This window comes from Mesorhizobium sp. M0816 (genome assembly GCF_040320005.1).
Taxonomy (GTDB): Bacteria; Pseudomonadota; Alphaproteobacteria; order Rhizobiales; family Rhizobiaceae; genus Mesorhizobium.
Genome location: NZ_JAMYOT010000068.1, coordinates 1 through 13,075 on the forward strand (window position 1 = coordinate 1; position 13,075 = coordinate 13,075).

Genomic DNA, 13,075 nt, shown 5'->3' on the forward strand with positions numbered 1-13,075 from the left:
TATGGCGGCTACAACCCGCTGTTCAAGGCAGACCGTGACCCCGGTCCGCTGACCCAGGCGCTGTGTTGGGCGCATGCGCGCCGCAAATTCTTCGTGCTTGCCGGCATCGCCGCCAATGCCAAACGCGGCAAGAACGCCGCCCCGATCTCACCGATCGCGCTCGAGGCCGTCAAGCGCATCGACGCGCTGTTTGACATCGAGCGCGGGATCAACGGGCTTGCCGCCCACGAACGGCTGCAACGACGCCGGCAGGAAAGCCGTCTTCTCGCCACCGAACTTGAGGCCTGGCTGCGAACCGAGAGGGCCAAACTGTCGCGCAGTTCTCCGGTTGCCGAGCCTATCGACTACATACTGAAGCGCTGGGATGGCTTCACGTCCTTCCTCGGCGACGGCCGGATTTGTCTCACCAACAACGCCGCCGAACGGGCGTTGCGTGGTTTTGCTCTCGGCAGGAAAGCTTGGTTGTTTGCAGGCTCCGATCGCGGCGCTGATCGGGCCGCCTTCATGGCAACCCTGATCACCACCGCAAAGCTCAACGACGTCGATCCGCAGGCCTGGCTGGCCGATGTTCTCGCCCACATCGCCGACATGCCGATCTCCAGGCTGGAGCAATTGCTCCCCTGGAATTGGGTGACATCGTCAGTAAAAGCCGTTGCTGCGTAGGCTCTGATGGCTCACAAAACCGACAGAGATCAGCCTGACAAAAACCGAGTTCTTGTTCGCGATGTATTGCTTCGCGATTGGGATCCGATCGGCATATCTGGTATTCCCGAAGCTAAGGACGAATATGACGACTATGCCGACGTCGTGCTCGGGATGCTGATCCACGAAAACGCGACGGCAAAAGACATCGCCGGCTATCTCTTCAAAATCGCCACAGAGGACATGGGGCTGTCCGATCGCAAGATGGCGAAGCTGTGCGATAGAGCCGCAGAACTAGTCGTGGGGCTCCGATCAAACTTTTAGGAACAGGCTTGAGCTACCTGCGGTCTTCACCGGATGGGTACGATTCGGCGCACGTCACTTTGTCGCTTCTACAAAGGAAGTGATCGTGAAAGGCCGACGGATTGAGCTTCGAGAGGGAGACAGCGAAGTGCGGACTGTCCCGACTCGAAATTCTAGGTGCTTGCACTCGTTTCGCCGAGATGTGCGATATATTAAACCGGCGCTTGGGCGAGGCCGCCGCCGATTTCCTCGAAGCCGTGCTCGCCGGAGATGCGCTTTGGCATTGCCGCACCGAGCATCATGCTTCGGACATAGTCGGGATCGGGCCGGGTGGCTCGGTCATTGCGCACTTTCTGCCACCACAAAGTGGCAAGGGCCGCCACGTGCGGGGCAGCCTGGCTGGTCCCTGTCATTGCGCCATAGCGGCCACCCGGAAGCGCGGATCGGATAGCGACGCCTGGGGCACACAGATCGACGCCAGTATTGGAGAAGGGCGCGAGATCAAAAAGATCGCCGACTCCCTTGGACACGGCTCCAACCGAGAGAACCTTCTCGGCCACGGCCGGTAGGGTAGCGCCGATGCGGTACGGCGGTTGGCTATCGCCGTGACTGTCGTTCCCGGCGGCCGCGACGACGAGGGCGGAACGGCTCGCGGCGCCGGCGCTGACGACCTGCCCAATTAGGCGGTCGAAGAAACGCGTGTAGTCGCGATAGTCGTTGAGGGCCGCAACGAGCGCGGCGTCTTGCGGCAAGCCAGCATCGCGCAATGCGCTGGCGTGGCCTAGAAAGTCCAATCCCACCGACAGGGAGATGACGTCCGCGCCACTGTTGACCGCCCAATTCAGCGCCTGCTGGAGTTGGTCCGTCGTGGTGGTGAAGTTACGATCAGCGATCTTGCCGATCAGGACACTGGTGACCCCCGTTGCGAGGCCAATGCGCTCGTCATTCACCGTGCGGCCAAATATAATTCCGGCGCAGTGGGTGCCGTGCCCGACGCTGTCAACGAGACCAGTTCCGGTGAAATCTTTGTAATTCCGCTCGCTGATAAGACCGTCGAAGGCCGGGTGTTTGGGATCGATTCCGGTGTCAAGGACGGCGACGCAGACCCCCTCCCCGGCCAAACCTAGTTGGCCTGCGCCGACAGCGGCGATGCCCCAGGCCTGACCCTCGCCCGCGTTTAAGCCTTGTGCGACTTGTGGGATGAGCCGGACCGGCATCTTGGGTACGCGCAACAGCTGCCGTCCGGCGCGCCGGATGGTGTTAGCTTCTTCAGAGTCGATTAGTCTGACAGTTGTTGTCGTGACGCTGGCATTCTCCTTGGTCGTCGCCGACGCGTCTAGAGGCGGCCCACCGCGACGCATTCGACGGGAGGTCTGCAGAGCCGTCGTCGTCTCGAAGTCTGCGTAACGTACTTCTGTCATCGTGGGGGTATCCATGCTAGGCACAATCTAACATTGTTTTCTGGAGGAACGCGATGAGCATTGACGTAGTCGTCTTCGTTCCAGGGATCTGTGGTAGCGTGCTCAAGAACGGCGACACCACTATCTGGCCGGGGACGCCGGTCAATGCTGTATTCCAGACTTATCCTGATGCATTCGTGGACATACTCGCGACGAGTACAACCGTCCGGGCCACGGATGTCTTGCGCAGCGTGCCGCTCACCGTCTTCGGCGTGCCGGTGTATCACGTGGATGGATACGGGAAGGCATTGCGTTCGCTTGAGGGGATGGGATTCAGCGAGACGGGGGGTAGCCTTGTCCCCTTCGCTTATGACTGGCGGGCTGACGTGCGGACATCCGCGGCGGCGCTGCATGCGCGGCTCTCTCAACCTGACTTTGGCGGCAAGCATATCGCCATAGTGGCACATTCGATGGGCGGGTTGGTGACCCGGTACGCGCTTGAGAGGATCGGGATGCCCGCTGGCGCGCGGGTTGAACTCGTGGCGCTGGTCGCGTCGCCCCATCTTGGGGCTCCTGTGGCACTACAGAATGTCTTAGGTCTCCGGCCCGAGCTATTCCTCTCTGCCGCTCAGTGCCGGGCGGCGTTGCGGAACCCGCAGTTTCCTTCGGCCTATCAGCTTCTGCCGCGGCCGGGGATCCCTGCGCTGCTGGCTGCCCACGCGCAGTCCGGATTCCTGGTCAAGAACCCATTCGACGCCGCGATCGCGGGACAGCTCGGTTTGGTCCAGGGGAGCCTCGACGCTGCGACCGCGCTCGCGGCCGACCTCCCTTTCATCGGCCCGGGCTTCCAGCCGCCCTGCCGGTACGTAGCCATTGCTGGGAACGCGCAAAAGACAACAGTGGCGAACTATCAGCAGGCTGAGGGTGCAGGTGCGGTGGAAGGAGAGACAGCAGGTGACGGTACGGTTCCACTTTGGAGCGCCGCCCCACCTGGAATCCCGGTCCGCTACGTAGCGGCAACACACGGCGACATCTTTAAGGACAGCGACACGGAGGCGATGCTGCGGGCCGTGTTGCGTCCTGGTACGCCAGGCGCGAGGCTATTCAGCCTCGGAGCCGGGCCACCCCCGGCACTTTCGGTGCAGACGGTCAACACATCTGTGGCACCTGGGGTCAACTTCACCGTTGCCATCGTGGCTGACCGGCCAACAGGGATGGTGGATGCCACCGTCTTGGTGGAGCGCGCTTTCGCTAGTGATCGAATTGAGAGCGAAGAGGTACCAGTGCGCTACGTTGGGGGACCCATCCGGACGATCCCGCTTGAGTTCACGGCTCCGCAGGATCGTGCCGTACTGAAGTTCACTATGCGGCCGAATGGAGCTGCCGCCACGGGAGATCCCGCTACGGTGCTGGTGGTCAACTAAACCTGTTTGGCGCGGTGACGTGATGTTGGGACCCCGAGGAACAGCCCGTGTCCCAAACAATGCGCGGCCATCCAGGAATGCCCGCACCTACGCGTCCGACCGACGCCGATCGGCGAGTTAAGCTATTGATCTGCCAGCAGTGGTTGGGGCACCGAACTTTAAACGCCAACTAACGTGAACCCGGCCCAATAATAGGGGTCCTTGTACGGCGCGAGCTTTGGCTCGGAATTGACATGCTCGCTGAGCGCCGATCGTGAAGCTGCCGCTAGAGCTTCGGAAGGGCTTGTACAATAGTGGCTGAAAAGTTTCGCCAGATCCTCATTTGTTTGCGTTCTCAGCCATTCCTGAGCCGAAGCAAGCGCCTGGGCCGGAGATAACTTCTGCTGTAAGTGAAGATAATAAAATTGTTGCATGAGCAGCATCGTTGAGGCGTCATCGACAGGCCAAAGAGTGCTAGCAATCGCTGGAGCACCGGCGAGTAAAAACGCCGCGCTCAGTCCAAGATACTCATCAGGAGAGCGGCTCTGGGTAAGTCCGGATTCGCACGCGGATAGTACAACGAGTCGGGTCGCGTACAGATCTAGGCTGGCAATAATCTGGCCGAAAGTCAGTCGCTGGTCTTTTTCAAGCTGAAGATATGACGCCATGGGATCGAAGGGCTCATACACGGCGTGACATGCAAAGTGCAGATAGTTATACCCCGGCACCCAGCCCTCTAACGCGCTCATCCACGCCAAGTGATGGGTCAAGGCCATGCGCTCATTGAGCCCGAACAAGGAGAGGATGATTTCGCCTTCCGCGCGAGCGTACTCGAGGTCGCCACTCGGGTCGAGCACTGCCAAGATAGATGGATCTGGCGATACCGTCTCGGCAGTACCGGTATTATAAGATAATTGGTATTCCTCGTCCGAAACGAACGACGATGTGAGCGGACCCGTCAGTACCGTCCGGGGATTTCCCTTGGACCTTGCGCTCTCCTCCGACCGCGCGCGACACGCTCTAAGCAAATTGATACTTGGGCAGAAGGAAATTATATAACTGTCGAGAGGATATCTTCTTTTCCACCCTTCGTCCTTGCATGCTGCCCTCCACGGCAAAAGGCCAAGTCCTGAAGACGGGACAATTATCAGCGCGGCTCGTTCGCATATTCCAAGACTATTTATGCATTCGTAAATCTTCTCGATAAACATATCCCAGATGATTGCGCCTGTGCGCTCGATCTTCTCCTGCCAATCTTGCTGGGTGACTTCTTCGAAGCGATCCAGCCAGCCCGGTTCTGCTCCTCTAGTTCCGTGTAGGATCCCCCGCGTGGTGTCGAGCGTCAGACCTGGCAACTCCACGAAGTGTTCTTTGGTGAGTGTATTCTGCTGATGAGGAATTACGAATGCGCCACCACCCTTAGCCGTTGTCAAAGTCACGACCATTGCCCCATGTTCTGGCACGAGGCCGACGACTGACTCCCATGACAAAACCGTAGGTCCCTCTACACCAGACTCGCGTCTTGCCGCCTCCACGAGGGTCGCGAGGTGCAGGTGTGCTAGTCGCAATTCCTCTCGACATTGATCGTCGCTTCTTCTGTCGCCGTCTGTGGCGTTCATTTCCTCCTCCCGGCGAAGTATCAGCGTACAAGCTCGCCGGATCTCGTCTCGCTTCTTGTCGTCAAGCACGCCCGTTGCCAGCGCCGTCGCTCCCGAGATGGGATTTATGAATCGGGTTTTTCCCTGATCAAGTCTTAATATCGCGTCGGTATAACGCTCCAACCGAACCAAGGCGTATGCGTCATTTGAGAACACATGAAAAAAATCATCGATGAGTAGATGCAGATCTTTCAAGGCGAAAGTGATGTTGATCAAGTCGCGGATAAGATCAATCGCGCGGTCGTACGCCGCATGTGCCGATGCCCATGCATTTTGCTCGAAGTGAATATCACCGAGATCCCGATACAAAATGGCTGCTTTGCGCGAGTCCTTTGCGGGATCGACCAACGCAACAGCGCTTTCAAGAGAAGACACGGCGTTACGATAGAACTCACGGTCACCGGCCTCGAGGCGATCCCGATAAATGGTGGCTAGAGTTGCATACACGTCAGGACGCTGGGAGTCCGTTTCAGGCAGGTCGAGTCTCGACCTCAGCCAGGTGGCAGCGAGTGTCGCACTTTGGATTTGATTAGGAAATTCACGGCCGCAGTAGGTGCCATTTGGGGACGCGGGGCCGAGCCGGGCGCATAGCTCCAGTCGAATCCAGTTCAGGTAGCCGGCGCGGGGCTCGTCAGCTTCCCGAAAGGCTTGCTCGATGCGAACCTGCAGCAGATGAGTGACTTTCGATACGAGTTCAATTCTGGAATGCTGGCTGGGAAGGTTGCGGTCGAACCACTTCGCACACTCGTCCAAGCGTTCACCCGATCCGCTGAGCAGATAATCGACCATGATTTGGGCGCCGGCGTTTATTCGGGCTCCTGACGCGGTGCGACGAGCTGCCTCAAGCATTGCAGAATTGATATCTGAAGCACGATTAACATCCTTCACACCAAGCAAGCTGGACGTTGTCCAAAGACGAACAGTGCCGTCTGCCGATGCAGAGATCAGCAGCTCTCCCGTCGGCGAGAACGCTAAATCGTGGACAGTTCCGTCGTGCTCTCCGATGTTCGCGCGACAGGCATGCGTCTCAGGATCCCACAAGCAAATTCGGCTATCACTGGCGCCAGATGCCAAAAGAGGAGACGTCGGAGAAAAACAAAGCGCGCTTATCCAAGCGGTGTGTCCAACAATCGTTCGATCCAGGGGCGGCTCTGCCAAGTGATGATCGGTTCTGAGGACCGCAATTTCATAACTGTCAGGAATCAATATCGGAATAAGCCGCGCAGGCAACCAAAGGCCGGTCTGCAGATGTAGCGACAAGGCTAGCAAGCTGCCGGACTTATCCGAACGGCATTTGTAAATGATTGATTTCGGAAAACTGACTTTGTATTTGAGCGAGAGGGTCCGTGCGCTCAGAAAATACACGTCTCCTCCGGTACCGGAAACCACGAGAGTATCAGCGCTGTCTATAAAACACAGATCCAGAAGACGCTCTTGTGTAAGAGTGACCTCGGCCCTAAGGCCGCCGCTACGATTCCACATCCGCAACAGGCCGCGGTTTCCTGCAGTATAAACCAGTGCCTGATCTGGGGAAAAAACGGCAGTTTCGATTTCAGGATGTTCGTATGTGGCACGGCTTTCACCCGAAGCTACGTTTATCAGTCGGGCCAGTGTCTTGAGCGCAACGAGCAGGCAGGTGCTGTCGTCTGAAAAGGCAATCGCATATATGCTGTCACTATAGGTCTCGTTCAACTGCGTCGATTTAGAGCGGAGAGTCATTATCTTGACCTCTCCGCTTCGCGCGCCCCAAGCGAAAAACTCGCCGGACGGGGAGAAGCAGGTTGAATAAATAGGACCGGCAGTCCTTTCGAGGATTTCTCCTAAGCTCATCGCGAGCTCCCACAATATGAGTATCGGAACTCCCGTGCAGCCTTGATGGCACCACAGGTTTCCGCCAATTGAGTTATCCTTTGATATTCATTGTCTTTGCGGTAGTGCGATCAAGATCAGTCAGGCTCGTCGGGCATTCCCACCTGTTCATGACTGTTTCTGAGACTCGACGCGAGATCTTCATCTGTCTTGATTTCCAACCATTGAAGCGCAGTAAGCCTTCTTGCTCAGATAGGCTCTCGTTGATGGTGCCTCGGTCCATGCAACGACTGTCAGATTCGTTCCATCGGCAACTGCTCACTTCGTCCCGTCGATCGCGCAGAGTCGCGAACTAACCGGGCATCAGTCAAGAGGGTGTCCCACTCACACGCGGCCGAGCGAGAAATGGAATGGGCGCTGCCCCAAGTTTATTTTTTTTCCTGTCTTCGTCGATCTCTGATCGGCCGAGATTGGCTTACCGTGTCCAGCAGCATGCATCGACGACAGCACTTCGTTTGCACTACGCAATAAAAGTCTCTTGCTCCAATTTGAGGTGGCATTCGCAGCCAGTCCGCGCTCGAGACCACCACGCAAGGGAGAAAAAAGACCGTTGCGCGCTAAAACAAACGCTATCATAAGTTGATGAGCAGTCAAATAAGAGGGTAAAGCCGCCCAGTCTGGGGTCATTAGGGTGAGGTCACCATGCTGAGCCTTCCGACACACATCTCCATACAATGCCGCGATTGCCGGGAGCGTAGCGAGGTAACCTGCTGGGTGTTGGTCGACGGCGGAGCAAGGCCAGATCTAGTCGGTCGCATCATTCGCGATAACTTGCAGGAAGTTACGTGTCCTAGCTGTTCTCAAATTCATAGGTTGGAGTTGCCGGTATTGGTCTTTCGACAGGAGACATCGCCGACCCTGGTGTTTTCGCCATCGCGAGCAATGAACGATTCGGAGAATAGTAGCCGACAGGAACAGCTTATTCGCATTCTCAAGACGCAAATCGAGACCTTCGAGCTCAGGGCAGGCCCCGACGGAGAACGAAATGCGCCGCTCGGCTACAAATGGCAAGCGAGTTGGGCGGATTCAATTGCGATCGTTGGTCGGGCCGAGTTAGGGCTATATCTATCTCAAGCACTTGAGCTGGAGAAGCTTGCTCTGATTGATCGTCGGGAGCGCGGCGATGTTCGGCCAGCGGTTGACGTTGCAAGATCCATCGTAGAGATGACCCGCGGCTATTTTGGGTCGGACGATCTGGAATACGCCACAGCCCTCAATAACCTCGGTGTCGTGCTTGATGAAGCGGGGCTGTTCGCTGACGCTGCGTCCGCCCATCGCGAAGCGCTAAGCATTAGGACAGCAATTGACGACCACTCTCCGGAAGCGGCTCAAAGCTTGGATAACTTGGCGCAAGCGCTGCTGGCGAGCGGCGAAATGGAAGCTAGTATAGCGTTCGCTAAGCGATCCTTAGACATCCGGCAGAAGATTTTCGGGCCCAACCATCTAGAGGTCGCTACGAGTCTGAATTCGCTGGCCAACATTTACATCCGCAATCAGAATTTCGTAGAGGCAGAAACGGCTCTCAAGGAGTGTCTCGATATTCGCGAACGCGAGTTGGGTCTTGATCATCCCGACGTCGCGGTCACCCTCAACAATCAAGGTGCGCTCTTCCGGCGAACTAAGCGGTTCGCAGAAGCGTCGAAAAGCTATAATCGCAGCTTGGGAATTCTCAGCCGCATGCTGCCCGCTAGTCATCCGTATCTAGCAGGATTGCGCAACAACCTGGCAATTTTGCAAACTGAGCTTCACAATGTAGTAGCTGCCGGCGACTATGCGCGCGTCGCTGCTGCGGCCACCCGAAGCGCTTTTGGCGAAACCAATGCGTACGTCGCAAAGGCTCTGCTGTCGCAAGCCGGCTCGGATATGCTTGCCGGGAGATTCGATGAAGCCGAAACGGCCGCGAAGGAAGCGCTCGCGATCGCTCATAGCGCATATGGCGAACTTCATAATGATGTAATTAACGCGATCAACATGCTGTCGGTTGTCTACAACGCGTCTGGTAGGCATGAAGAAGCGATCATAGCTCTGGAGAAGGCACTCGCTCTTGCGCTGAAAGTATTTGGACCGGATCACATTCAGACGGGTACGATCTACAGAAATCTTGGCTGCACATCATTTGATCTAGGAGACAAGGTCGCGGCATTGAGCGCCCTTCGCAAAGCTGACGATATTCTCGACAAATCGTTGCGTCACGTGCTGTCGATTTCTGACGAGCCGCAGCGGATGCTCCATCTTGTCGATGCACGGTCCCAGATGTGCATTCATCTCTCCGTACTCATCGCTACGGAGGCACTTGATCGATGGATTTCCAGCGAACCAATGCGCCTTGTCTTGCGCCGAAAACTTATCGGTCTGGACTATGCCTATGTACATCTACACAGTCTGAACGCCCGTTCAGGCGATTACAAGCAAGCCCGGTGGCGCGAGCTTCAACTCGCGATCGCGCAAATGCAGGTCGCGGGAACTCCCAAGGATGCCCAGACAACCGAGCCACTCGCCGCGATGATGGCGGAATTTGCCCAGTTGGACCGCGAGATCATCTATGAGATCCCTAGTGAGGCCTGGGCAAACCTCATCGCAAATGTGAATGTCGAGGACATCCAAAACGCTTTGGGCGCTCGGTCGGCCCTCATCGAGTTCGTTCAATACGAACGGTATGTGCCGAGGACGGCGGGAAGTAAAGGTGCCCGCGCAGCCAGCCCTATGTGTTATCTAGCTTTTGTAGTGAAGCCGGGAATGCCCGGGGTCGTCTGGGCGGCCGATCTTGGCGAGGTAAGCGCGATAAATACTCTCATCGAGCGTTATCGAACGGTGCTCCAAGGCGGCGATGGCCTCATTGCAAACGAGCTGCCTTTGGTCACGAATGCAACAGTGAGAGCTGAAGTGACGTTGGGTGCGCGTTTGCGGCGGCTGATTTTTGGGCCGCTTTTAGAACCTTTGGAAGGCATCGACGACCTCATAGTTGCAGCCGATGGCGCGCTCTCCAAAATTCCGTTTTCTGTTCTTCCTGATGAGGAGGGAAAGCGACTAGGAAGCACCTGTGGGATCAGTTATGTAGGATGCGGACGAGATTTGATACGGGGCGTCGACCCGGAGGTGACGCGGGCAGTTCCACTGGTCGTAGCGGATCCTGATTACGATTATGGGCTCTTCTCAGAGGGGCAGAGCTCCAAACCTGTAGATAAGCTCTTCACCCCGCTTCCAGGCACGCGAGAGGAGGGACAGGCGATCGCGGAAATGTTGGGCGTGAACGCTCTGTTCGGTGTCGCAGCGAGAAAGGAGACCGTCCTTTCGCAAAAGCATCCTTGGATACTCCATCTCGCCACTCACGGCTTTTATTTTGAGATGACCAAACCGGATGCATTCGACCACCGGGTTCGGGCCGCCCATGATCGCTCTATCGAAACCGCGAGCGATCGGCTCGCCGGGCTCTCGAATCCGCTTCTTCGTTCTGGCGTGGCACTTACTGGGGCGAATGTTGGGCTTTCCGATGATACGAGGTCAGGCAGCGGCGGACTGCTTACGGCCGCAGAAGTCATGGCTCTTGATCTACGTGGGACAGAAATGGTCGTCCTATCGGCCTGTGAAACGGGCCTTGGAGACAGTTTCTTCGGAGAAGGGACGTTCGGACTCCAGCGGTCTTTCCTACTTGCCGGAGCGAAAAGCGTTGTGGTTAGCCTTTGGCCGGTGCCCGATAGCGAAACATGCGATCTGATGCGGGAGTTCTATCGCCTGTTGCTTATAGGCACGTCGCGCGTCGAAGCTCTTCGGAGAGCCCAGGATACAGTACGGGCGCGGCAACCTCACCCGGCATTTTGGGGAGGGTTCATTCTCCAAGGCGAACGAAGTCCTCTTCAGCACCTTGTTGCGTCTTAGACACGTTCCGGCCATTTGGTGTGCCCCGACACGGCGAAGGACGAATATTTTCGGTAATTCCCGGACATCGCTAAATCCCGGACAGTGATTTCAGTAATTCGCGGACAGCGATTCCGCTAAATCCCGGACAGTTTTCGGGAGCGGATTTAGCGGTCGGTTCTTGGCTGCGCCGTTCTGGCAGTTTGGCCTCTCACGATGATGTTGAGAGGGGCCATGCCGAGACGGAAGCAAGCGAGACGAACGAGCGTGAGGGATATCCAAGCGATCTTGCGCCTGACCCATGAGCAGGGTCTTTCGGTGCGTGAGGTTCGATTCGCACATCGGGACGGCCGGTTATGACCGCGAACCCGTCACCGCCGCTGCATGACGACAACGTCGTTCTAGAGTGGGAAGTTGCTCCTTCGCCGTAAGCGCTATTTTCGCTGCACGTTGACGCGGGCGCTTGACGGATGGCCTTCGAATCGGGAACGGTATTCTGGTCTGATCAGGCTGCTGTTGCTTTGGCGAAGTTGAAGGGCAGCAGATCCTCGATGGCTGCGTTCTCGGGGCGCTGAGGTAGTTCAGTGAGGACGTGGCGCAGCCACGCTAACGGCTCGACGCCACAGGCGCGGCAGGTCAACATCAGGCTGTAGATGACGGCGCTGGCCCTGGCTCCGTCGATGGTATCGCTGAACAGCCAACTTTTCCTCTTTTCCGGCCAGTGGCAAAGATTCTGATGTCACGCTCGAGAAGATTGTTGTCAATCGGCAGATCGGCATGCTGCCGTCCTCGGTGTAACGAGTCAGATATCCCCATTGGTTCAGGGTGTAGGAGACGGCGTCGCCGAGCTTGCTGTCCGGCAAGATTTTTGGGGCGATGTCGTCGAGCCATGCCTTGAGAGCATGGAGGATCGGGACACTATGTTGCTGGCGGAAGCGGCGAATGCAGTCATCTCGCGTTTCGCCGTCATCGGGGATTTCGTTCCGCGCCTGCCTTTCAACCCGATAGAGCTGTTCAAAGAACCGGAGCGCCTGTTCCGGCGGGCCGCCGCCTTTCTTCCTCGCCTTTAGGGCATCGACGAAGCGCCGCCTGGAATGGGCCATGCAGCCAAGATGCGTTGCCCCTTCCAGCGTGCGCCAGGCGGAATAACCGTCACTCATCACGATGCCGCGGTAATCGCCCAAGAAGGTCTGCGGGTGTATCTGGCCGCGACCCGGCTGATAATCGAGCAGCACGATCGGCTCGTCACTGTCGTGGCCGCTCCGGTATGCCCACATGTACGAGGTGCTGGTGGCCGCTCTGTCCATTTCCTTCAGCACCTGGACCGTGGTCTCGTCGCCATGGATGAGGGGCTGCGATCTGAGCCGCAGCTTCAGCACGTCATAGATGCGGGCGAGATGCTTTTCGCTCGAGCCGATCACCCAGTGACCCAGAGCGCCACGGCTGACAGGAAAGCCCGCGCGCTCGAAGGCCTGCGCCAGGCGGTAGAGCGGTGTGCCGTCGACGTATTTGTGAACGAGCGCGAAGGCCAGCGTCGAAGCCGTGGCGATGCTGCCCGGCAAGGGTTGCGCGGGCATCGGCGCGGTCACGACCGGCGTGTTGATGCCGGTACGCTCGCAATGACGGCAGATCCCATGGGGAGTGGATCGTGGCCCGCACTCTGGCAGAGTGGGCCATCGCAACTCGCTCTTTGGAGGCCCTTTCATGCATCTTTCGACCACCGATCAATCCGAGCTACAAGCCGCTGTCCGCGTGGATCTTGGCGCAATCTTCGTCTCGCTGGAGCTGTCCAGATCGACCTGGCTAGTCACCTCGATTGTACCGGGCAGCGAGAAGATGTCACGCCACATGGTCGCCGGCGGTGACAGTGCCGGGCTGCTCGTCTGCCTCACCGGGCTGCGCAGCAAGGCCGAGGCGCGCACGGGCACGCTTTATCCGTTGGTGG

The 13,075-nt window shown here is 57.7% G+C and carries 8 protein-coding genes and 1 pseudogene; 5 read left to right on the forward strand and 4 right to left on the reverse strand.

Going from position 1 to position 13,075, the window contains the following annotated elements; genetic code table 11:
• Nucleotides 1-663: IS66 family transposase (gene tnpC / locus NKI17_RS36215; RefSeq protein ID WP_352907874.1), on the forward strand; the 663-nt coding region annotated here is incomplete at its 5' end.
• Between the two features lie 6 nt (nucleotides 664-669).
• Entirely contained in the window at nucleotides 670-966 is a 297-nt protein-coding gene (locus NKI17_RS36220) for a hypothetical protein (protein ID WP_352907875.1), read from the forward strand.
• A 191-nt stretch (nucleotides 967-1,157) separates the two neighbouring features.
• Here NKI17_RS36220 and NKI17_RS36225 read toward each other — a convergent pair whose 3' ends face one another.
• Nucleotides 1,158-2,366, reverse strand: coding sequence for a S8 family serine peptidase (locus NKI17_RS36225; protein ID WP_352907876.1), 1,209 nt, complete (start codon nucleotides 2,364-2,366; stop codon nucleotides 1,158-1,160).
• 53 nt (nucleotides 2,367-2,419) lie between these two features.
• Here NKI17_RS36225 and NKI17_RS36230 point away from each other — a divergent pair, with 53 nt between their 5' ends.
• A complete protein-coding gene (locus tag NKI17_RS36230; protein WP_352907877.1) occupies nucleotides 2,420-3,769 on the forward strand; it encodes an alpha/beta hydrolase in 1,350 nt (449 codons plus the stop codon).
• Between the two features lie 158 nt (nucleotides 3,770-3,927).
• On the opposite strand, the gene NKI17_RS36235 is transcribed toward NKI17_RS36230, so the two are convergent.
• The gene (locus NKI17_RS36235; protein WP_352907878.1) at nucleotides 3,928-7,236 is read right to left on the reverse strand and encodes a CHAT domain-containing protein; all 3,309 of its coding nucleotides are present in this window, start codon (nucleotides 7,234-7,236) and stop codon (nucleotides 3,928-3,930) included.
• Between the two features lie 681 nt (nucleotides 7,237-7,917).
• Here NKI17_RS36235 and NKI17_RS36240 point away from each other — a divergent pair.
• Nucleotides 7,918-11,151, forward strand: coding sequence for a CHAT domain-containing protein (locus NKI17_RS36240; RefSeq protein WP_352907879.1), 3,234 nt, complete (start codon nucleotides 7,918-7,920; stop codon nucleotides 11,149-11,151).
• 484 nt (nucleotides 11,152-11,635) lie between these two features.
• On the opposite strand, the gene NKI17_RS37260 is transcribed toward NKI17_RS36240, so the two are convergent.
• A complete protein-coding gene (locus NKI17_RS37260; RefSeq protein WP_502894728.1) occupies nucleotides 11,636-11,773 on the reverse strand; it encodes a transposase domain-containing protein in 138 nt (45 codons plus the stop codon).
• Nucleotides 11,712-12,836, reverse strand: coding sequence for an IS66 family transposase (gene tnpC / locus NKI17_RS36245; RefSeq protein ID WP_502894729.1), 1,125 nt, complete (start codon nucleotides 12,834-12,836; stop codon nucleotides 11,712-11,714). The genes NKI17_RS37260 and tnpC (NKI17_RS36245) overlap by 62 nt, the downstream gene beginning before the upstream one ends.
• Between tnpC (NKI17_RS36245) and NKI17_RS36250 the strand changes: the two are divergent.
• A pseudogene (locus NKI17_RS36250) lies at nucleotides 12,835-13,075 on the forward strand (IS110 family transposase); the annotation flags it as partial. The gene tnpC (NKI17_RS36245) and the pseudogene NKI17_RS36250 sit on opposite strands and share 2 nt — an antisense overlap.